Annotated in this window: 18 protein-coding genes; 11 read left to right on the plus strand and 7 right to left on the minus strand. The window is 69.0% G+C overall.

Annotated features, from left to right (window positions below; all coding sequences use genetic code 11):
- Both ACQE3C_RS14510 and ACQE3C_RS14515 read right to left on the minus strand, forming a co-directional pair.
- The coding region (locus ACQE3C_RS14510) for an IS110 family transposase (RefSeq protein ID WP_434538698.1) at positions 1–1,206 on the minus strand (1,206 nt) is incomplete at its 3' end.
- 264 nt (positions 1,207–1,470) lie between these two features.
- On the minus strand, positions 1,471–1,782 hold the full coding sequence (locus ACQE3C_RS14515; protein ID WP_434539850.1) for a hypothetical protein: 312 nt from the start codon (positions 1,780–1,782) through the stop codon (positions 1,471–1,473).
- On the opposite strand from ACQE3C_RS14515, the gene ACQE3C_RS14520 reads away from it, so the two are divergent.
- Positions 1,772–1,960 carry a hypothetical protein gene (locus ACQE3C_RS14520; protein ID WP_434539851.1) on the plus strand — a complete coding sequence of 63 codons (189 nt, stop codon included), beginning with the start codon at positions 1,772–1,774 and terminating at the stop codon, positions 1,958–1,960. The two genes, ACQE3C_RS14515 and ACQE3C_RS14520, sit on opposite strands and share 11 nt — an antisense overlap.
- 50 nt (positions 1,961–2,010) lie before the next feature.
- On the opposite strand, the gene ACQE3C_RS14525 is transcribed toward ACQE3C_RS14520, so the two are convergent.
- The 3 genes from ACQE3C_RS14525 to ACQE3C_RS14535 all read right to left on the minus strand — a co-directional run bounded on the left by ACQE3C_RS14525 (position 2,011) and on the right by ACQE3C_RS14535 (position 4,514).
- Entirely contained in the window at positions 2,011–2,241 is a 231-nt protein-coding gene (locus ACQE3C_RS14525) for a hypothetical protein (protein ID WP_434539852.1), read from the minus strand.
- A 96-nt stretch (positions 2,242–2,337) separates the two neighbouring features.
- Positions 2,338–3,048, minus strand: coding sequence for an NAD-dependent deacylase (locus tag ACQE3C_RS14530; RefSeq protein WP_434539853.1), 711 nt, complete (start codon positions 3,046–3,048; stop codon positions 2,338–2,340).
- 83 nt (positions 3,049–3,131) lie between these two features.
- Positions 3,132–4,514 carry a sn-glycerol-1-phosphate dehydrogenase gene (locus ACQE3C_RS14535; protein WP_434539854.1) on the minus strand — a complete coding sequence of 461 codons (1,383 nt, stop codon included), beginning with the start codon at positions 4,512–4,514 and terminating at the stop codon, positions 3,132–3,134.
- Between the two features lie 103 nt (positions 4,515–4,617).
- Here ACQE3C_RS14535 and ACQE3C_RS14540 point away from each other — a divergent pair, with 103 nt between their 5' ends.
- The 7 genes from ACQE3C_RS14540 (at position 4,618) to ACQE3C_RS14570 (ending at position 13,184) form a co-directional block, all read left to right on the plus strand.
- On the plus strand, positions 4,618–6,126 hold the full coding sequence (locus ACQE3C_RS14540) for a DUF2252 domain-containing protein (protein ID WP_434539855.1): 1,509 nt from the start codon (positions 4,618–4,620) through the stop codon (positions 6,124–6,126).
- Between the two features lie 50 nt (positions 6,127–6,176).
- Positions 6,177–6,725 (plus strand): SigE family RNA polymerase sigma factor, encoded by a 549-nt coding sequence (locus ACQE3C_RS14545; protein WP_434539856.1) that lies wholly within the window; start codon positions 6,177–6,179, stop codon positions 6,723–6,725.
- Positions 6,722–7,888: a hypothetical protein gene (locus ACQE3C_RS14550; RefSeq protein ID WP_434539857.1), complete on the plus strand. Its 1,167-nt coding sequence runs from the start codon at positions 6,722–6,724 to the stop codon at positions 7,886–7,888. The genes ACQE3C_RS14545 and ACQE3C_RS14550 overlap by 4 nt, the downstream gene beginning before the upstream one ends.
- Before the next feature lie 28 nt (positions 7,889–7,916).
- Positions 7,917–9,152, plus strand: coding sequence for an FUSC family protein (locus ACQE3C_RS14555; RefSeq protein ID WP_434539858.1), 1,236 nt, complete (start codon positions 7,917–7,919; stop codon positions 9,150–9,152).
- A gap of 9 nt (positions 9,153–9,161) precedes the next feature.
- Positions 9,162–11,207, plus strand: a complete 2,046-nt coding sequence (locus ACQE3C_RS14560; RefSeq protein WP_434539859.1) for an MDR family MFS transporter — start codon at positions 9,162–9,164, stop codon at positions 11,205–11,207.
- A gap of 17 nt (positions 11,208–11,224) precedes the next feature.
- The gene (locus tag ACQE3C_RS14565) at positions 11,225–12,061 is read left to right on the plus strand and encodes an aldo/keto reductase (protein WP_434539860.1); all 837 of its coding nucleotides are present in this window, start codon (positions 11,225–11,227) and stop codon (positions 12,059–12,061) included.
- Between the two features lie 82 nt (positions 12,062–12,143).
- Positions 12,144–13,184 carry a zinc-binding dehydrogenase gene (locus ACQE3C_RS14570; protein WP_434539861.1) on the plus strand — a complete coding sequence of 347 codons (1,041 nt, stop codon included), beginning with the start codon at positions 12,144–12,146 and terminating at the stop codon, positions 13,182–13,184.
- Here the strand turns inward: ACQE3C_RS14570 and ACQE3C_RS14575 are convergent.
- Together ACQE3C_RS14575 and ACQE3C_RS14580 are read right to left on the minus strand one after the other, a co-directional pair.
- The gene (locus ACQE3C_RS14575) at positions 13,174–14,058 is read right to left on the minus strand and encodes a VOC family protein (RefSeq protein WP_434539862.1); all 885 of its coding nucleotides are present in this window, start codon (positions 14,056–14,058) and stop codon (positions 13,174–13,176) included. The genes ACQE3C_RS14570 and ACQE3C_RS14575 overlap by 11 nt on opposite strands.
- A 44-nt stretch (positions 14,059–14,102) precedes the next feature.
- Entirely contained in the window at positions 14,103–15,995 is a 1,893-nt protein-coding gene (locus ACQE3C_RS14580) for a potassium transporter Kup (protein ID WP_434539863.1), read from the minus strand.
- 66 nt (positions 15,996–16,061) lie between these two features.
- Between ACQE3C_RS14580 and ACQE3C_RS14585 the strand changes: the two genes are divergently transcribed.
- From ACQE3C_RS14585 to ACQE3C_RS14595, 3 genes are all read left to right on the plus strand, one after another.
- The gene (locus ACQE3C_RS14585) at positions 16,062–16,847 is read left to right on the plus strand and encodes a DeoR/GlpR family DNA-binding transcription regulator (RefSeq protein WP_434539864.1); all 786 of its coding nucleotides are present in this window, start codon (positions 16,062–16,064) and stop codon (positions 16,845–16,847) included.
- A 192-nt stretch (positions 16,848–17,039) separates the two neighbouring features.
- The gene (locus ACQE3C_RS14590) at positions 17,040–18,683 is read left to right on the plus strand and encodes a glycerol-3-phosphate dehydrogenase/oxidase (protein ID WP_434539865.1); all 1,644 of its coding nucleotides are present in this window, start codon (positions 17,040–17,042) and stop codon (positions 18,681–18,683) included.
- Positions 18,680–20,197, plus strand: a complete 1,518-nt coding sequence (locus ACQE3C_RS14595) for an FGGY-family carbohydrate kinase (RefSeq protein ID WP_434539866.1) — start codon at positions 18,680–18,682, stop codon at positions 20,195–20,197. The genes ACQE3C_RS14590 and ACQE3C_RS14595 overlap by 4 nt, the downstream gene beginning before the upstream one ends.
- The last annotated feature ends 68 nt before the right edge of the window (positions 20,198–20,265 follow it).

Below are 20,265 nucleotides of genomic sequence, written 5' to 3' on the forward strand. Positions count from 1 at the left end.
CGTCAGGAGGCTGTTGAGTCGGCCGTGTAGGTCGGGGTTGTAGGGCGTGTGGTCGTGCCAGCAGCGCCACAGGATCCTGGTCCAGTTTTGGGCCAGGATTCTTGCTGCGTGGGGGTGTCGGCAGCCGCGGGCTCGGGCGCGGTCGTAGGTGTCGCGTGCCCAGGCGTTCGCGCGGGGCGTGTCTTGGGCCCAGTCGACCAGTGCTGCCCGGAGTTGTTTGTTGCAGCCGCGTCGGTAGGCGACGTTGAGGTGCTTGCCGGACTGCCTGGTCGATGGTGCGACGCCGGCGGCTGCGGCGAGTGCTGGGGGGTCGGGGAACCTGGCCCGGCAGTCGCCGATCTCGGCCAGCAGGGTGGCTGCGCGGACGGTCCCGGCGCGGGGCAGGGACTGGAAGATCGGGCCGTCGGGGTGAGCCAGGAGTGCTTCCTTGATCCGGGCCTCGAGCCGGGCTTGTTCATCACGCAGGGTGGCGAGCAGATCAACGAGGGTCAGCACGATGACCTCGCTGGCTTCGGCTGCCGCGCCGCTGACGCGGCCGGTCGCAGCTTCGTGCAGGTGGTCGACCAGCCGGGTCGGGGTGTGGCGGCCGCAGTATGCGTTGGCCTTGAGCCAGTGCGCCATCCGCAGCTCGCTGAGCCAGGCTGCTTTGGCTTCGCTGGGGAATCGGCGCAGGAACGCCAGGCTGATGGGGATGTCGAGCTGGCTGAACAGGCCGATCGCGCCGGGGAAGTTGTGCTGCAGCACTGCGAGCAGTTGGTTGTGCACGGCGATCCGGTGATCGATCAGATCGTGGCGGGCGCGCACCAGCATCCGCAGCGCGATCGTCTGTTCGCTGTCTGGTTGCACGATCGCCCAGCGACCGGCGTCGGTGCGCAACGCGTCGGCCAGCACGAACGCGTCGAACCGGTCGTCCTTGTTCCCCGCGGAGCCGTAGCGGGCACGCAGTGACTTCACCTGCCGTGCACTGATCACGACGACTTCGAACCCGTCGCGGATCAGGTGCTCGACCACCGGTCCGTCGCCGCGCTCGATCCCGATCCGTTCCACGCCATGGCGACGCAGCAGGGTGGTGATCTTGGTCAACCCGGGCCGTGTGTGCGGCACGGTTGCTTCCTCGATGCGCTGTCCGTCGTCGTCGACGATGCACAGCGCGTGGTGCTGCCAGGACCAGTCGATCCCGGCGTAGGTGGGCGTAGCCTCAATCATGAGAGTGCTCCTTCCGTCAGCCCACGGATTCAGCACTCCGGTCCGGGACGTGACGGTCGGTCGCTCACTGAGGCGCTCCGGGACCTTGCCGGGTCCTTGGCGCATAGCCCTATGGCCGATCTGCGCGTCCCGGGCCACCGAGCCCTGCAACTCTCAGCCAGGTCGTCCCCGAAGGGCGACTCGCTCAGCCTGGCAGTGGCCCGATGGACCCGGGGTGCAGACAAGACGATTCGCCTCGTCCACCCCAGTGGTCAACCAGTGAGTTCAGCGGATGGGCACCCGCACCACCGCCACCGGCTGGTCGAACTGCGAGACCCGGACGCTGACCTGGAGCTGCCAGGTGCCGGCGGTGGGCAGGTGCACCACGGCCGTGAACCGGCCGGGGGTGCCCCCCACCGGGGTGCCGTCGTGGGTGAGCGTGAACTCGAAGCGGTTCTCGCCCACCAGCAGCGGGCTCGCCCGACCGGTCAGCTCCAGGCCCTGCGAGCTGACCTGCAGCTCGGCGCTCGACGCGGTGCCCAGTTCGCGGGTGTGCGCATGCGGGGTGAGCTGGGTCAGCGAGCCGGTGACGGCCATCACCAGCGGCGACCAGCGCGAGGCCCGAGAACAGGGCCACGGCAGCGGCCTTGTCGACCTCGGGGTCGGCGTCGTCCCGGCGGGCCAGCAGCAGCGCCAGGGCGACCACGCCACCCAGCCACCATGCCCCGGCCAGCAGATGCAGCGCGTCGGCGAGCACCATCGCCCAGCCCGGTGAGACCGTGCGGGTGTGGCCCACCAGCACCGGTGCCACCACCGCGAGCGAGGTCACCCCGGCGGCCACCCCGGACGAGCCCGCAGCAGCCAACTGCCCACCGCCGCGACCGCGACCAACCCGACCGACCACAGCGTCGCCGGGAGCACCCCGGCGAGCCAGGCGGAACTGAACAGGCTCGTCGGATCGGCGCCGACCACCCGCAGCCCCTGCACGGGGACCAGCAGCAGCGTGGCGAGCACGGCCATCAGCACCGCCGCCAGGCCCGCCCGGACCCGGGTCATGCCCGCCGGCTGCGCAGCAGTGCCCACCCGCCGGCGAGCAGCAGGGCAGTGGCGAGCGTGGTCGCAGCGAACAGCGAGGCGAGGGGGCGAGGCATGTCACCAGTCTGGCCGACTGGTCACATCGGCAACGAACTGCGGCACGACCTCGGTCGCCGGCCCGAGGCGCACCTCGTCATAGCGCACCCATCCCTCCTGCTCCTCGAGGTTGAGCAGGATGGTGCGGGCGCCGGCCGCCCGGGCGAGGGAGGCCAACCCGGCAGCGGGGTAGACCACCCCGGAGGTGCCGATCACCACGAACAGGTCACAGTCGTCGAGCACCCGCTCGATGCGGTCGAGGTGGTAGGGCACCTCGCCGAACCAGACCACGTCGGGGCGCAGCGCCGGGTCGTGGCAGACCGGGCAGTTGGGGTGGTCGCCGAGCGGTCCGGTCCAGGGGGTGCGGGCGCCGCAGGTCGAGCACAGTGCGCTGTTGAGCTCGCCGTGCATGTGCAGGACCCGGTACGAGCCGGCGCGTTCGTGCAGGTCGTCGATGTTCTGGGTGATCAGGGTGAACCTGCCCCCGGCGGCGGTGACGCTGGTCTCCAGCCGGGCCAGTGCCTGGTGGGCGGGGTTCGGCTCGACGGTGGCGGCCTGGGCGCGGCGTCCGTCGTAGAACCGGTGGACCAGGTCGGGGTTGCGGGCGAAGCCCTCGGGGGTGGCGACGTCTTCGATGCGGTGGTTCTCCCAGAGCCCGTCGCTGGCGCGGAAGGTGGCCAGGCCGGATTCGGCCGAGATGCCGGCTCCGGTGAGCACCACGAGGTTGGTCATGGACGTGGTTCCCACGGGGGTGAGGCCGACCGGTTCGGCCCCCACCCGCAGACACGGAATGGGGGCCGAACCGACGCCGGGAATCAGGCGGTGGGGTAGATGTTGCCCTCGGTCGGCACCGGGGCGTTCGTCCAGTAGCCGTCGGGGCCGAACAGCTTCTCGACGACCTCGTCGAGCAGGCCCAGCTCGAACAGCGCATCCATGATCGTGTAGCGCGAACGGATGGTCTGGCTCTGGTAGTAGGTCAGCTTCAGCTTCTCCAGCGAGATGTCGATCTGCGACACGTGGTAGGGCCCACCGACGCGCTTCAGGATGTCGGCGATCTCGGGGGCGCTCATCACCTGCGGCTTGACCCGGGTGAGGATGGTGTCCCAGTGGTCCTTGATCAGCTGGACGCGCTCGGCGACCTGCTCGGCCGGGATGTACTTGGCCCGCGACTGGCCCAGCGCAGCTTCCTGGATCGCCGGGATCGGCTGCAGGTCGATGATGCGCTGGTCATTCTGCTCGGGGGTGAGCCACTCCGCAGCCCGCTTCTCGGGGTCGACCCCGGCCACGTCGAGCTGGTCGAGGATGTCGTAGACCGCCGACGAGGCGATGGTGCCGATGCCGACCTTCTGGCCATGGCTCAGCGGGGGCTCCCAGTCGAGGCCGTGGCCCTCCATCTCCCACTGGTGGCTGAAGTTGTGCCCGGCACCCGAGGCGGGGCGCGAGGACTGGTGGGCCTGCATGGCCAGGCCCGACAGCAGCAGCTCGTCGGCCAGCCCGACGATCGCGTCCGGGTCACCGGCGGCCAGGCCGTCGGGGTTCGACAGGGCTTCGCGCAGCGGGCCCTGCACCAGGTCCCAGACGTAGTCGTCCAAGGCCTCCACGCCCAGCTCGTCGGCGACCAGCCAGTCGGCGCCACCGGGCACCTTCTCGATCAGGTCACCCAGACCGGTCGCGGTCAGGCGGGCCGGGGCGGCGGCCATGATCTCGTAGTCGGCCACCAGGGCGGTCGGGGCGGGGCAGTTGCGGGTGATCTTGAACCCGTCACGGGTGATCGAGGCGCCGAAGGCGGCGTAGCCGTCCATCGAGGCCGCGGTGCAGACGTTCATGTACAGTCGACCCAGCTCGCCAGAGGCCAGCTTGGTGATGTCGTTGAGGGTGCCGCCGGCGATCGAGACCGCCACGGCGTCAACCTTCTCCAGCACCTCACGCACGATCGTGACGTTCTCGTAGCCGGCATACAGCGTCGGGGTGCCCGGGAAGATGTGGGGCTCCTCCAGCTCGACACCAGCGGCTTCGAGGCTGGCCTTGACCTGCTCACCGGCGACGGCCCAGGTGTTCTCGTCGGCCACGAGGATCGCGCGGGCGTCCCCGAAGACCTTCTTGAACACCTCACCGGTCTGGTTGACAACGCCACGCCCGGTGACGATCGCCTGGGTGTCGGTGGCGTTTTCCAGCGCCTTGTCAATCAGTTCAGACATTCGTTGTCTCCATTCCCTTCAGGTGGCCCCTGGGGTGGCCCCAGCAAGCCTCACACTAGTGGGCGGCACCCAACGGCGGTGTGGGAGTGGCAAGATCATGGGCATGACTGCGACCACTGCGCATGCGGCGTCCACCTTCGACACGATGACCGAGGTCCGCACCTCTGACCAAGAGTCTGCCGTACTTGATGAGGGCACGGGACTGTGGGGTGGGAAACCACCGGTCCATGAGGGATTCTCGGTGCGCCGCCACACCGCCCCGCGCGAGGTGCGCAAGGCCTACGGCAAGGGGCTGCGCAAGCAGGTTCCCCGCCACGAGCTGGCCCACTGGGACCCCTCGGCGCGCCTTGTCGACCCGGTCGAACAGATCATCGAGGCCCACCAGGGCCGCATCGAGCGGCTCATCCCCTTGCGGGTGGCACGCATGACGGCCTCGCCCTACGGTTTCCTGCGCGGTGCGGCCAATGTGTCGGCCTCCGACTCGGCCGTGATGGCCTTCACCGGCATCATGCCGGTGATCTGTGGTGACGCCCACCTGGGCAACTTCGGCTTCTACCGCACCAGTGAAGGAGAACTGGTCATCGACCTGAACGACTTCGACGAGGCCCACCCGGGCCCCTGGGAATGGGACGTGCGTCGCCTGGTCGCCAGCGTGTGGGTGGCCGGTCGGGAGAACGGGCTGCGCGAGGACCAGTGCGCCGAGGCGGTCGCCAACTGCGTGCGGGCCTACCGCGACGAACTGCGGCTGCTGGCCGAACAGCCCCTGCTGACCCGCGCCTTTGCCCGGCTCGACGTCGACCGGCTCAACGAGACCGTCAGCGAACCGAGCCTGCGCGACGAGGTCGCGCGGGCCACCGCCAAGGCCCGCCGGCAGACCTCGGACCGCAAGCTGCCCAAGCTCACCGAACCCGACATCGAGGGCGGGCGGCGCATCATCGACTCACCGCCGATTACGCTACGCTCGTCCCAGGCTCGCGCCGACCAGATCGCGACCGCGCTGGACGACTACCTCACCACCCTGCCCACCCAGTGGGCCCGCATCGTCAGCGGCTACACCCTGGTCGACGTCGCCCACAAGGTGGTCGGGGTCGGCTCGGTCGGGCTGCGGGCCTTCATCGCACTGCTCGAGGGCTCCAGCCCCGACGACGTGCTGTTCCTGCAGTTGAAGGAGGCCCGCCGCTCGGTGCTGGCCCCGTTCATCCATGGAGAAACCCCGATGCACGACCACCAGGGCCGTCGGGTGGTGGAGTACCAGCAGGCCCTGCAGACCGCATCCGACCCGTTGCTGGGCTGGTGCAGCGCCGGCGGTGACCGGGGCGACCTGCACCTCTACGTGCGCCAGTACCGCAACATGAAGGGCGCAGTCATCGTCGACGACCTGGACGCCGGGGCCCTGGCCGACTACGCCAAGGTGCTGGGGCTGCTGCTGGCCAAGGGGCACGCCCGCACCTCGGGCACCTCGATCATCGGCGGCTACATCGGCAAGTCCGACGCCGTCCCCGAAGCGTTTGTGTCGTTCGCCCGCAAGTACGCCGACCAGACCGAGGCCGACCACGAGGCCATGGTCAAGGCCGTGAAGCAGGGACGACTGCCCGAACCCGAGGGCGAGTAGCGCACAACCCCGCAGCCCGGTAGTCGTAGAAGGGGCGAGAGGAGGGGGTCATGAACGACGCTGATGCCAGTTTCGTTGCCTTTGTGGACGAACGAAGCCCCGAGCTGATGCGGGTGGCGCTGCACCTGACGCGGAACCAGGACGAGGCGCTAGACCTCGTCCAGACCTCACTGGAGCGCGCCTACCGCAAGTGGAAGTCGATCGACCCTGCCCAGGGGGCCTACGGTTACGTCCGCCAGATCATGGTCAACGCCCACACCGACGGGCAGCGCCGCGGGCTGCGGTGGATGCGCAAGTCAGGGGTGCGTGACGGGGCCCACGAGGTCGCCATGAGCGATGGGGAACTGCACCTGGTCACCCCGGACGGCCGGTCGCCGGAGACGGTGGCCATCACCCGCGACGAGGTGCGCCGCAACCTGGACCGGTTGACGACGCGGGAACGCGCCGCGGTGGTCCTGCGCTACGGCGAGGACCTTTCCGAGGCCGAGGTGGCCGACCACCTGGGCATCTCCGTGGGCACCGTGAAGAGCACGGTCTCGCGGGCACTGGCGAAGCTGCGGGTGGCCGAGGCCGCCACGATGGGGGGTATGGCGCGATGAACACCAATGACCTGCGTGACATGTGGGACCAGGACCGACCCGCCGGCCTCAACGGCACCCAGATTCTGCGCCTGGCCCACCGGGCCCGCGCCCGCCGCCGGCTGACCGCGACCGGGGTCGGGGCGGCCGCCGTGGCTGCCGTGACCGCGCTGGCGGTCACCTTGTCGGGGGGCCTGTGGAACCAGCCGGACGGCATCGCCGGCACCCCCACCAGCCCCGCGCCCACGGCGACCCGGGTGAGCACACTGTGCAGCCCGGGCGGGATGCCCTTCGACTTCACCGACCAGCCGGGCCTGCTGACCGCCGATGCGCGCGGGCAGCTGGTGGTGACCTCCGACGGGCCCACCGCCAGCGTGATCCGGGGCGGCGTCACCACCCAGGTCCTGTCCCTGCCCGAGACCCAGGGCGTCATGCGCGCCTACACCGACGGCCGCTTCGTCGTCCTGGTGACCGCGCTGACGGCCAACTCCGGCGACCCCGGCCAGGAGGTCTGGACCTGGGACGCCGAGCAGGGCGGTGAGGCCACCAGGTTGATGACCTCCTATGACGGCTCCTGGGTCCAGGTCCGCGACGGCTACGCCCTGATCAGCCTGGTCGAGGCCACCACCGGACAGACCACGGTCCACCTGGTCGAACTGGCCAACCTCACCCAGAGCGTCGTCCACACCGGCGCCGACGTGACGCCCTCACTGCTCACCGGCGGACGCTACCTGATCGCCGTGCCCGGCGCCGACGAGGTACAGGTGGTGGGCACCGGCCCGGCACCCACCGAGCCGGTCGTGATGTACCCGCCGGTCACCACCAACGGGTCCACCTGGACCTTCCGCGACAGCAACGACGCCGAGGGCCACCTCATGGTCTGGTCGCCGGACATGGACCAGCCGCTGCCGCTGGTCCCGAACGCCCAGGCCGTGGAGGACGCCCAGGTCGGCACCAACTTCGCCCTCGTCCGTGACCTGAACAACCCGTGGAAGCTGGTCGACCTGCGCACCGGGGCAGTGATCCTGCTGCCCTCGGCCACCGAGTCCGGCCCCGACACCGAATACCAGCTGACCGTCGACGACGTGCTGCTGCGTGACCCGATGGACTCACGCTCGGCCGGCCCGGAACCGAGCGTCCAGCAGGGCTGGGTCGACCTGTCGGCACGGACCGTCACCTGCTGAACCCCGCTGCCGCCCTAGACTCACGCCCATGGACCAGGGGCGTGAGCGGGGATGGCAGGCACTGGTGGCCTATGCCCAGTCACGCATCCGCAGCGGCTGGGCGCGGGTGCGTGGTGCGATCGTGCCGAACACCCAGTCGGCTGTCATGGCCACCATCGCCTGGCTGATCTGCCGTTACCCGCTGGGCCAGGAGCACCCGGTCTTCAGTGCCATCGCCTGCTACTTGGCCATGGGGTTCAGCCGCAACCGCCAGCCGCGCCGGGTGCTCGAGATCGGTTTGGGCGCCACCTTTGGGGTGTTCGTCGGCGAGATGGTCGACCGGTTCATCGGCTTCGGCTGGTGGCAGCTGCTGCTGATCATGCTGGTCACCCCGCTGGTGGCCCGCTTCATCGACCGCTCCGACCTGGTGACCTTCCAGTCGACCATCAACGCCATGGTCGTCGCCTCGATGGCCAGCCTGGTGCTGGCCCCCGGTCAGCAGCAGAGCGGGTTTGCCCGTTGGATCGACGCACTGGTCGGGGCCGGCGTGGCCCTGGTGGCCTCGATCATCCTGCCGACCAACATCACCAGCCGACCCCGCCGCTACGCCAGTACCGCCATCCTGCGGCTCGCCGACGGCCTGGGCGCCATCGGTGACGGGCTGACCAAGGGCGACGGCAACCACATCCGCGCGGCTTTCGGGCACCTACAGGTGGCCCGCCACCAGGTCACCGACGGTGGGGCCGCGTTGTCCTCGGCCGTCGACCTGGCCATGATCAACCCCCGCCTGCGAGCCGAACGGGTCGACCTGGCCGAGATCGACCGCCTGCTGGCCATCACCGGCCGGATGCACACGTCGATGACGATGCTGGCCCGCCAGGCCCGCGCGATCGTCGGTGAGGGCGGGCCCAGCCCGGAGGCGGGCCGGCTGGTCAAGGAGGTTGCCCGGGCGATGCGCCACCTGGCCACCTCGGTCGGCCACTGGAACAAACCGGTGCTCGCCCGCTCGGAGGCGGCGGTGATCGCCAAGGAACTGGCCCCCTTCGAGGTGGGGGAGGCCGACGACTGGCGCACCGCCGCCCTGGTCTCGCTGCTGCGGGCCGTGGTCGTCGACCTGCTGCAGCTGACCGGGCTCTCGCTCGACCAGGCCAGGGTCGCGCTGACCAGCGACACGTCCATGAGCCCCGAACGGATGAAGGCGAGCCTTCCCCGCGAGGAGGGTTCCTCGATGTGGGGGACGATCAGCTTCCCGGCGGTGCGCGACGAGGGCGACGGACCCGCGTAACCTGTCACGGTGGCAGCTCCTGAATACAGCCTGGGACACCAGGAAAGACGCGTCTTCCTCGGCCTGGTCCTCGGCATGTTCGTCGCGGCGATCTCGATGACCATCGTGGGGCCGGCCCTGCCGCGCATCGTCGCCGAACTCGGCGGCATGGAGCACTACTCGTGGCTGGCCACCTCGTCGATGCTGGTCACCGCCGTGACCACCCCGGTGGTCGGCAAGTTGTCCGACATGTACGGACGCCGACCGTTCTACCTGGGTGGGCTGGTCCTGTTCATGGTCGGCTCTGCGCTGGCCGGGCTGAGCCAGTCGTTCGGCTTCCTGATCTTCGCCCGCTGTGTGCAGGGCATCGGCATGGGTGTGCTGATGCCACTGTCGCAGACCATCATCGGCGACATCATTCCGCCGCGTCAGCGCGGCAAGTACCAGGGCTACATGGGCGCCGCGATGGGTGTGGCCCAGGTCGCCGGACCGCTGGCCGGTGGCGCCATGACCGACGCCTTCGGGTGGCGCGTGCTCTTCTACGCCGGCATCCCCGTCGGCGTGGTCGCCTTCATCGCCATCGCCCGCTTCCTGCACCTGCCGCACACCCCCACCAAGGGACGCATCGACTACTGGGGCATCACCACCTTGACCCTGGCGATGGTCTCGCTGCTGCTGGCCGTCTCGTTCGGCGGCACCACCTTGGCCTGGGGCTCGTGGCAGATCCTGGTGATGTTGGTCGGCGGCGCGGTGCTGCTCGGGCTGTTCGTCTGGGTCGAGTCGAGGGTCGAGGAGCCGGTCATTCCGCTGCGATTGTTCCGCAACTCGATCTTCACCTGGTCGAACGTCGCCGGCTTCGTCATCGCCATGATGATGTTCGGGGTGATCATCTACGTGCCGGTCTACGCCCAGGGCGTGATGGGTGCCTCGGCCACCGAGTCGGGCCTGATCCTGATGCCGATGAACATCGCCATGATCCTGGTCAGCATCGTGGTCGGCCTGCTGATCACCCGCACCGGCCGCTACAAGGAGTTCACCCTGGGTGGCGTGCTGCTGATGGGCATCGGTGCCTGGCTGATGAGCCGGTTGTCCTACGGGGACTCGCCCTGGCACCTGAGCCTGGCGGTGTTCGTCTTCGGCATCGGCCTGGGTGCCTGCATGCAGCAGTACGTGCTGATCGTCCAGAACGCCGTCTCCCGCCGCGACCTGGGGGTGGCGACCTCCTCGACCCAGTTCGTCCGGGTGCTCGGCCAGACCGTCGGCATCTCGATGTTCGGCACCATGATGAACCTCGGCCTCGTGCGGGCCCTGCCGAACTACCTGCCGGCCGGCATCGACCCGAGCACCATCAACGCCGGGGTCGTGCTCGACCCGGCAGCGCTGGCGCAGCTGCCGCTCGCGGTGGCCGACGCCGTTCGCCACGCCCTGGCCGACTCGCTGGGCACCGTCTTCCTGGTCGCCGTGCCGCTGGCGCTCATCGCCCTGGTCGCCACCCTGGGCATCAAGGCGCTGCCGCTGCGCGACACCGTCCACACCGTCGAGGAGATGGCCCAGGAGGCACTTGTCAGCATGGGCCAGACCTCCGGCGACTCGAAGACGCTCACCGTGCCGATCGGGCGCTACTCGTCCCAGACCCGCACCGGGGAACGGCTCATGGGCCTGCAGCTGCGGTTGCTGTGCGAGCAGGCCCACAGCGGTGGCAACCCACTGCTGACCAGGGCGGTCACCGACCTGGGCGACGGCGACCTGCAGCGGGGGCTGACCCGGTTGTCGACCACCGCGCTGATGCTGACCACCGAAGACCCGGAGGTCGCCGCCGACGCCGAACAGACCGCCGCCATGGTCGCCGACCGCGATGAACGCAAGGGTGGGGTGCTGAGCCTGGAACTGCGCAGCGAACTGGCCCTGGCCGCTGCCGAACGCAGCGACGACGCCGTGCTCGGTGAGATCGAGCAGACGGTGGGGCAGCGCCACCAGGCCGTCGACATGACCCGCCTGCGCCATGTCAGCAATGACCTCACCGCTGCGCTGCTGGTCGACCTGGACCGACGCCGACGTTCAGCAGGGGAGTCCTGACCACTAGAGTGGTGGCCATGGCTGAAGCACAGGTAGCGGGCGTCGAACTCTCCTCCGGGCAGGTCCTGCCGCCGGTGACCTACGGCACCTGGAAGCTGGACGACGCCGCCGCCGAGGTGGCCGTCCGTGAGGCGATCGACGAGGGCTACCGGGCCGTCGACACCGGCCAGCGCTACCACAACGAGGCCGGTGTCGGCGCGGGTGTGCGGGCCGCCTCGGTGCCCCGTGACCGGGTGCTGGTCACCACCAAACTGCGCGGCGGCGACCAGGAGCGCGAACAGTCCAAGCGCTCGTTCAAGGCCAGCCTGCGCAACCTCGGGCTCGACTACGTCGACCTGTACCTGATCCACTGGCCGCTGCCCAGGCTCGACAAGTACGTCGAGTGCTGGCAGTCGATGCGTGAACTGCGCGACGAGGGCCTGATCCGCACCCTCGGGGTCTCGAACTTCACCGCCGAGTACATCGACCGGCTCGTCGCCGAGACCGGTGAGGCGCCTGCGGTCAACCAGGTCGAGCTGCACGTCGGGTTCCAGCAGGCCGAACTGCGCCGCCAGATGGCCGAGCGCGGAGTGGTCGTCCAGTCATGGGGGTCAATCGGACGCGGCAAGGGCCTGCTCGAGGACCATCGCCTGCAGCAGATCTCCGCCGCGCACGGCGTCACCCCCGCCCAGGTCGCGCTGCGCTGGATCTGGGAGCAGGGTGTGCCCTGCATCGCCAAGTCGGGCAACCCCCGGCGGCGCCACGAGAACCTGTCCATCCACGACTTCCACCTGACCGAGGAGGACCTGGCCCTGATCGCCAGCTTCGAGCAGGAACGGGTCGGGAAGGACCCGGAAGTGGCCGAGGAGTTCTGACACCCGGGGGCTCCGCCCCGGGTCCCCCCACCGGGGGCTCCGCCCCCGAAACCACCCAACCATCAAGCAGAGGACAAAGGACATGTTGGCAGCCATCTTCAAGGCACCGGGCGAACTCGCCCTCGAGGACGTGCCCGCCCCCACTCCCGGCCCCGGGGAGGTGCTGTTCAAGGTCGGCGCCAACACCGTGTGCGGCACCGACCTGCGCATCCTGCGCGGTGAGAAGTCCAAGGGGATCGACCGCGGCGTCATCCTCGGCCACGAGATCGCCGGTGAGGTCGTCGAGCTCGGTGAGGGCGTCACCCAGTACAAGGTGGGCGACCGCTTCGCGGTGATCCCCTCGGTGATGTGTGGTTCGTGCTGGTTCTGCACCCACGGTGAGGAACACTTCTGCGACAGCGTGGAACTGTTCGGCTACAAGATCAACGGTGGTCTGGCCGAGTACGCCATCCTGCCCGCCCAGGCCGTGCGCCAGCGCAACGGCGTGGTCACCCTCAGTGACGACCTGCCCTTCGAGCACATGGCCCTGATGGAGCCGCTGTCGTGCGTGCTCAACGGCCGGGAGAACTACCAGCAGAAGCTCGGCGACACCGTCGTCATCATGGGCGCAGGCCCCATCGGCCTGCTGCACGCGAGCCTGGCCCGGATCGGCGGGGCGGCCAACGTGGTCGTCACCGACCTGTCCGAGGCCCGCCGCCAGACCGCCCTCGAACTGGGCGCCACCCACGTCGTCGACCCCAGCCAGGAATCACTGGACGAGGTCGTCCGCGGCCTGACCCAGGGCCGCGGCGCCGACGTCGTGGTGATCTGCATCGGCCGCGGTGAACTGTTCGTCGAGGCGCTGAACGTCGTCCGCAAGGGTGGCCGGGTGAATGCCTTCGCCGGGTTCCCCGCCGGTGGGTCGGTCGAGTTCGACCCGAACACGATCCACTACGGCGAGATCGACGTCACCGGTACCAGCAACTCGCGGCGAGAGCACGGCGAGGCCGCCATGCGCCTGCTGGAGTCGGGCATCATCGACGCCGGCAAGATCGTCACCCACTCATTCGCCCTCGAGGACGCTGTCGAGGCCATCGAGTTCTCGGCCACCGGTCAGGGCGTGAAGGTCGTCGTCAAGCCCTGACGCTGAGGCGGATCTCGTTGTTCCAGGGGTCGAGGGTCGTCAGGGTCCGGCCGTCGTAGGTGCTGCTCAGGCGGTGCGCCTTCAGCCGTTCATTGACCTTGGCGACCTCCTCCTCGGTGGGAACCAGGATGTCGACCACCCCCATGCCGAGCGTGTTCGCGCGCGGCCCGGCGCCGCGGGAGTTCCACACGTTCATGGCCATGTGGTGGTGGTAGCCGCCGGCGGAGACGAACAGCGCCTGGTTGCCCAGCTTCGCGGTCTCGTCGAAGCCGAGCGCCTTGACGTAGAAGTCGTGCACGCTGGCCACGTCGCCCACCTGCAGGTGCACGTGGCCGAGCTCGGCCTCGGTGGGGGCGAGGCTGTCGAGGTCGACCCCACCCAGGTGGGTGCGCAGGAAGTTCATCGGGTCGATGTAGTCGGTGCCCATGGCCACGTGGTTGCCGTTCCAGGACCATTCCGAACGGGGTCGGTCGTGGTACAGCTCGACGCCATTGCCCTCGGGGTCGGTGAAGTAGAACGCCTGCGACACCCAGTGGTCACCGGTGCCGGTGTAGGTCTCGGGGTAGTGCTGGAACATGCTGACCAGGGTCTTTGACAACTGCGGCAGGCCCTCGTAGACGACCGCGGTGTGGAACAGGCCGGCCTCGTTGCGCCGCGCCGGGCGCAGCCCCTTGGCCTCGCTCAACCGGACGATCGGGGTGCTGCCGTGGCCCAGGACCACCGCTCCCGGCTCGTCGGCGAGCGGCTCGAGGCCGACGCCGGTGGTGTAGTACGCCAGCATCGTGTCCATGTCGCGCACTCGCAGTTCCAGGCGCCCCATGCGGGTGTCGGGGGCGAGGTTCATCTCGGTGTTGTCCGTGGCAGTGGTCGTCATGAATTCAACTATATGCTTGAACGTTCAATCAATCAAATGGTGCCTCAGAGCTCGACCTCGCCACCCATCACGATCGTGCGGGCCGCCGGCAGGTGGAATACCGTGGACCGGCTGGCCTCGTGGGAGACCAGCCACCGGAACAGTTCCCGGCGCCAGTGGCTCATCGGCGAACCGGGTCGTCCCCGCACCCGCAGCACCGACAGGAAGTAGCGGGCCTCGGCGGGGTCGAAGGTCATCTCGGGCTGCTTCTCCAGGGCCCAGCGCAGGGCCTTGGGGATGTCCTGGGAGTCGTTGAAGCCGACCCGGTAGACGACGCGGAAGATGCCGTCGTCGTCGGAGCCGAGGTTGTCGACGCTGGCCCGGTCGACGTGGCGGATGTGAGGGACGTTCTCGTTGACCACCGTGACGATCACGTTGGTGGTGTGCAGCACGTGGTTGAAGCGCAGGTTCTCCTTCAGTGCCAGCGGGGTCGTGGTCAGGTCATGGTGCGGGAAGACCGCCACCCCTTCGACCCGGGGCACGTCGAGCTGGTGCACCTTGTCGATGAAGGCCGCCAGCGGGCCTTCGAGCCGGGTGCGGGCCTGTGCGCGCAGGCCCTGCCCGTGCCGCCAGGTCAGCATGATCGTCACCAGGCTGCCGGCCAGCAGCAGCGGCACCCAGCCGCCGTGGAAGACCTTGGTGAGGTTCGCCAGCAGGTAGACCACCTCGAGGCCGCCGATGGTGATGGTCACCAGCAGCATCTTCCACGCCGGCCAGCGCCACACGTGGCGGGCCAGGAACAGGAAGACCGTGGTGGTCAACACGAGCGTGCCGGTCACGGCCAGGCCGTAGGCATTGGCCAACCGGGCCGAGGAGTGGAACAGCGCCACCAGCGTGAGCACCCCCACGAACAGCAACCAGTTGATCGAACCGATGTAGATCTGGCCGCTCTCATGGCGCGAGGTGTGGCGCACGTCGAGGCGGGGCAGCAGGCCCATCCGGGTGGCCTGCCGCGACACCGAGAAGGCACCCGAAATCACCGACTGGGACGCGATCACGGTGGCCGCGGTCGCCAGCACCACCAGCGGCACCAACGCCCAGCGCGGCGCCATCAGGAAGAAGGGGCTGGCCGCGCTGGCCGGGTTCTCCAGGATCATCGCCCCCTGCCCGAAGTAGTTCAACAGCAGGCAGGGCAGCACCAGGCTGAACCAGGCCAGCGCGATCGGACCTCGTCCGAAGTGGCCCATGTCGGCATACAGCGCCTCGGCGCCGGTGATGCACAGCACCACCGCCCCGATCGCGATGAAGGCGACCAGCGGCCGGTCCAGCAGGAAGACCAGCGCGTGGTGGGGCAGCAGGGCCTGCAGCACCGCCGGGTTGGCCACGATGTGCGGCACCCCCAGCACGGCCAGGGTGAGGAACCACAGCGCCATCACCGGGCCGAAGGCCCGACCGATGAGCTCGGTGCCGAAGCGCTGCACCGCGAACAGGGCGGTCAGCACCACCACCGAGGCCGGCACCACGAAGGTGGCGGTGGCCGGGCTGAGCACCTTGAGGCCCTCCACGGCAGACATCACCGAGATCGCCGGGGTGATCACCGAATCGCCGTAGAACAGGGCCGCACCGACAATGCCCAGCAGCAGTGACGTGACGGCCAGCCCCGGGTGGGCCCTGAGCCGCTCACGCAGCAGCGCCACCAACGCCAGGATGCCACCCTCGCCGTCGTTGTCGGCCCGCATCACCAGGGCCACGTACTTCACGCTCACCACGATGACCAGTGACCAGAACACCAGGGAGATGATGCCCAGGACGTCGACCCGGTCGGGGGGTACGGCATGGTTGTCGACGGCAAACACCGTCTGCAGGGAGTACAGGGGACTCGTCCCGATGTCGCCGAACACCACGCCGAGCGCCGCCAGCGCCAGGGTGGGCCGGCGGGTCTCGACCCGTTCGGTCATGCTGCCCATCGTGCTCCTGTCGGGCACGCCGCACAAGTCGGCCGCGAGCGCTACCGTGGGAAGGCCATGAACACCGAACGAGTGCCCCGGGCGACGCGGCCCAGCAGCAAGCAGCAGCGGCTGGTGGCCATGGCCGAACGCGTCCTCGAACGGGGCGCGGTGCCGATGCAGGAACTGGCCGACTACTTCGGGGTGACCCGCATGACGGTCTACCGCGACGTGGCCGAACTCGAGGCCGCCGGGGTGGTCTTCCTGCGCCACGGGGCCGCGGTCGCGGGGTCGTCGTCGTTCACCGAGACCAGCCACGCCTTCCGGGTCGCGCTCAATGCCAGCGCCAAGCGGGCGATGTGCGAAGAGGTCCGCGGGCACATCCGGCCCGGCTCGACGGTCTTCCTGGACGACTCGTCCACCGTGATCCCCCTGGTCGGGCTGCTGGCTGAACAGGCCCCGATCACCGTGCTGACCAACTCCCAGGCGGTGGCCGCCGAGGCCTCGAAGCACGCGCAGCTGCGGTTGTTCGTGGCCGGCGGCAACTACCGGCCGACCTATGACTCCTATGCCGGTGAGACCACCTTGTCGGTGCTGCGCGGGCTCAGTGCCGACTTCTGCGTGATGTCGAGCACGGTGATCAACCAGGGCATCCTGTACCACCCGGTTGAAGAGAATGCGGTCATCAAGCGGGTGATGATGGAGCGCTCCCGGGCCCGTTTCCTGCTGGCCGATGCCTCCAAGTTCGGCCACCGCGCCACCCATGAGGTGGTGCCGGTCGATGACTTCGACCTGCTGGTCACCACCACCGGGGTCAGCGCCGCCGAACTGGCGAAAATCGCCTGCCCGGTCGTCACAGTCTGAGTGTTACTTGTGTGGTTGTTGTGATCTGAAACATCACAACGAAACCGGACGATGGCGCGCTACACCCGCGCTGACAAGGGTGTTCGTTCTGGTCGAAGCCGTCACATCGGCAACGTTGCCGAACTGCTTCGTTGGCTTATCGTTGAGCAACATCGCACAGCAGCGAGACCGTCCAGTTCGAAGGGGAACGACATGGGTGCAACACCCGAGGAAACGAGAAGCGAACGATTCGCGGCCACCAGTGCCGGCTACGACGTCGTGGTCGTCGGTGGCGGCGTCAACGGCTGCGGCATCGCCTGGGACGCCGCCCTGCGGGGCCTGCGGGTCCTGCTGGTCGAGAAGGGTGACCTCGGCTCGGGCACCTCGTCGTGGTCGAGCAAGATGATCCACGGCGGCCTGAAGTACCTGGAGAAGTACGACGTCGGCCTGGTTCGGGAGTCGCTGCGGGAGCGTGAATGGCTGCTGCAGGCAGCGCCCCACCTGGTCAAGGAACTGCGCTTCGTCCTGCCCTACTACAAGACCGGCGCGCACTCAGCTGCCATCCTGTCGCTCGGCATGGTCGCCTACGACGTGCTCAGCTTCGACAAGTCGGTGCACCGGTTCAACATCATGACCCGCAAGCAGATCCTGCGCCGCGAGCCCGGGCTCAACCCGAACGGCCTGCAGGGTGGCGCGGTCTACTCCGACGCCCAGGTCAACTACGCCGAGCGGATGACCCTCGAGATCGCCCAGGCTGCCATGGGTGCCGGCGCCGAGGTGCTCACCCACGTGCGCGCCGTCAAGCTGAACCGTGAGGGCGGCAAGGTCACCTCATTGGTCGTCCGCGACGAGATCAACGGCGCCGAGGCCACCGTCCCCACCCGCTTCGTCGTCAACGCCGCCGGCCCCTGGATCGACGAGGTCTGGCAGAACAACGACGAACTGCGCCTGCCCCGCATGAACGGCGGCACCAAGGGCACCCACATGGTGGTCAACCCGTTCCCCGGCGCCCCGAAGGACGCGTTCTACTACGACTCCGACGACGGTCGTCCGATGATGGTCATCCCCTGGCTGGGGCGCTACCTGATCGGGAGCACCGACCTGCGCTTCGAGGGCGACCTCGACATGGCCGCGGCCACCCAGGACGAGTACGACTACATCCTGCACGAGACCAACAAGGTCATCCCCTCGGCGAACCTGACCATGGATGACATCCAGTACTCGTTCACCGGCGTGCGCCCGCTGCCGTACAAGGACGCCGACTCCGACGTCTCCGACATCACCCGCCGCCACGACATCCGTACCCACGACGGCATCGAGGGCCTCTACACCCTGGTCGGCGGCAAGCTGACCACCTTCCGGCAGGTCGGTGAGGACATGGGTGACATCCTCGCCAAGAAGTTCGGCATCAAGCGCAAGTCGGTCACCCGCAGCCTGGCGCTGCCTGGTGGCGGTCGCTCCGACCTGGCGGCGCTGCGCCGGCAGGTGGACGGGGCCGGCCTGGCGCCGCGCATCCTCGACCGGCTCGTCGACCAGTACGGCACCGCCGCGCCGGACCTGATCGGTTTCATCACCTCGAGCGAGGAGCGACGACGCGTCCTCGACGAGGCGTTCGGGCTCACCGTCGGTGAGGTCGAATGGGCCATCACTCGCGAGCAGGGCTTCCGCCTCTCCGACGTGATCGCCCGCCGCACCATGATCGGCGTCGAGAACGACCTCGGCGTCGGGGTGCTGGACGAGGTCGCAGACATCTGCGCCCGCGTCCTCGGGTGGGACAGCGAACGGCGTGAGGCCGAGATCGCTGCCTACCGCCACTACATCACTCGATTCACTCCTTGGAAGGAGACCCAGGCATGAGCGGACAGGAACTCGTCCTCGGCGTTGACATTGGCTTGACCGGAATGAAGGTTGTTGCCTTCAACCTCGCGGGGGAGCCGGTGCACACGGCGCGTGAGGCATCACCCCAGGGCATCCCCCAGCCGCACTGGGTCGAACGCGACGGGCGTGAGTTCTGGGCGCTGTTCGGCCGGATGATGCGCAGCATCACCACCAAGATCGACCAGGCCGGCGACACCGCGGTCTCCATCGGCATCTCCGCCCACGGCGACGGTGCCTGGCTGGTCGACGAGGACGGCGACGCCGTGCGCCCCGGCATCCTCTCGCTCGACTCGCGTGGCATCAACACCGCCGCCCGGCTCAACGAGTCGAGCTTCGACGACCTGCTGCGGGTCACCGGCCAGGGTGTGGGCCCCGCCTCGCCCGGCGTGGTGCTGCGCTGGCTGAAGGAGAACGAGCCCGAGAACTACGAGAAGGCCCGCTGGTTCATCTTCGCCAAGGACTTCATCCGCTTGCACCTGACCGGCACCGTCGGCACTGACCTGACCGAGGCCAGCACCGCGTTCACCGACGTGCACACCCAGGACTACGTGGACGAGGCCTTCGAGATCTACGGACTCGAGGAGCTCAAGGAGAAGGCCCCGCCGATCGCTCGTCCGATCGACGTCGTCGGCCACGTGACCCACCTGTCGCACCTGCACACCGGTCTGCCCGAGGGCCTGCCGGTGGTCGCCGGCCTGCACGACGTGGACGCCGGCGCCATCGGTGCCGGTGCGGTCCGCGCCGGGCAGCTGGCCGTGATGGCCGGCACCTGGAGCATCAACGAGGTCATCTCCGACAAGCCGAAGCTCGGCAAGGAATGGTTCTGCCGCGCCTTCGTCGACCAGGGCATGTGGATGAACATGTCGATCTCGCCGGCCAGCTCGGCCAACCTGGAATGGTTCGCCACCACCCTGTGCCAGGCCGACATGGACGCGCTGAAGCGCCAGGGCGAAGACCCCTACAGCTTCATTGACAAGGAGATCGCCACCACCAAGGACACCGACGACCTGGTCACCTTCCTGCCGTTCCTCTACGGCAACCCGCTGAACATCGACGGGTCGGCCACCTTCTCGGGCCTGCGCGCCTGGCACCACCGCGGCCACCTGCTGCGGGCGGTCTACGAGGGCATCGCCTTCAACCACAAGGTGCACTGCGACCCGCTGGTCGAGGCCTTCGGGGTCGACGACATCCGACTGGTCGGCGGCGTGACCGCCTCGTCGATCTGGCCGCAGATGTTCGCCGATGCCATGGGCAAGCCGGTCACCATCCCGCTGACCAGCGAGGGTGGCGCCCTGGGCACCGCCATGGTCGCGGCCGTGGGCGCCGGCAAGTTCGCCGACCTCAGTGAGGCCGCCGAGGCCATGGGCAGCGGCACCCGCACCGTCGAACCCACCCCGGAGGGCACCGCCCTGATGCAGGAGCGCTTCGCCCGGTTCATGGAGCAGGTCGAGGCCCAGAAGCCCTGGTGGGCCGCCCAGGCCAAGCACGACTGAGCGCCCCCAGACCGCTGTCCCCGACGCCGCTGCGCACTGCTGCCACCACGGCAGCAGTGCGCAGCGGT

The sequence above is a fragment of the Aestuariimicrobium sp. Y1814 genome (genome assembly GCF_050113895.1).
GTDB lineage: Bacteria > Actinomycetota > Actinomycetes > Propionibacteriales > Propionibacteriaceae > Aestuariimicrobium.

Excerpts from the sequence above, each read along its gene's own strand:
- ACQE3C_RS14515 (WP_434539850.1), bottom strand. The coding sequence starts at position 1,782 with ATGGCCGTCACCGGCTCGCTGACCCAGCTCACCCCGCATGCGCACACC.
- ACQE3C_RS14525 (WP_434539852.1), bottom strand. The coding sequence starts at position 2,241 with ATGACCCGGGTCCGGGCGGGCCTGGCGGCGGTGCTGATGGCCGTGCTC.
- ACQE3C_RS14530 (WP_434539853.1), bottom strand. The coding sequence starts at position 3,048 with ATGACCAACCTCGTGGTGCTCACCGGAGCCGGCATCTCGGCCGAATCC.
- ACQE3C_RS14535 (WP_434539854.1), bottom strand. The coding sequence starts at position 4,514 with ATGTCTGAACTGATTGACAAGGCGCTGGAAAACGCCACCGACACCCAG.
- ACQE3C_RS14540 (WP_434539855.1), top strand. The coding sequence starts at position 4,618 with ATGACTGCGACCACTGCGCATGCGGCGTCCACCTTCGACACGATGACC.
- ACQE3C_RS14545 (WP_434539856.1), top strand. The coding sequence starts at position 6,177 with ATGAACGACGCTGATGCCAGTTTCGTTGCCTTTGTGGACGAACGAAGC.
- ACQE3C_RS14550 (WP_434539857.1), top strand. The coding sequence starts at position 6,722 with ATGAACACCAATGACCTGCGTGACATGTGGGACCAGGACCGACCCGCC.
- ACQE3C_RS14555 (WP_434539858.1), top strand. The coding sequence starts at position 7,917 with ATGGACCAGGGGCGTGAGCGGGGATGGCAGGCACTGGTGGCCTATGCC.
- ACQE3C_RS14565 (WP_434539860.1), top strand. The coding sequence starts at position 11,225 with ATGGCTGAAGCACAGGTAGCGGGCGTCGAACTCTCCTCCGGGCAGGTC.
- ACQE3C_RS14570 (WP_434539861.1), top strand. The coding sequence starts at position 12,144 with ATGTTGGCAGCCATCTTCAAGGCACCGGGCGAACTCGCCCTCGAGGAC.
- ACQE3C_RS14575 (WP_434539862.1), bottom strand. The coding sequence starts at position 14,058 with ATGACGACCACTGCCACGGACAACACCGAGATGAACCTCGCCCCCGAC.
- ACQE3C_RS14580 (WP_434539863.1), bottom strand. The coding sequence starts at position 15,995 with ATGACCGAACGGGTCGAGACCCGCCGGCCCACCCTGGCGCTGGCGGCG.
- ACQE3C_RS14585 (WP_434539864.1), top strand. The coding sequence starts at position 16,062 with ATGAACACCGAACGAGTGCCCCGGGCGACGCGGCCCAGCAGCAAGCAG.
- ACQE3C_RS14590 (WP_434539865.1), top strand. The coding sequence starts at position 17,040 with ATGGGTGCAACACCCGAGGAAACGAGAAGCGAACGATTCGCGGCCACC.
- ACQE3C_RS14595 (WP_434539866.1), top strand. The coding sequence starts at position 18,680 with ATGAGCGGACAGGAACTCGTCCTCGGCGTTGACATTGGCTTGACCGGA.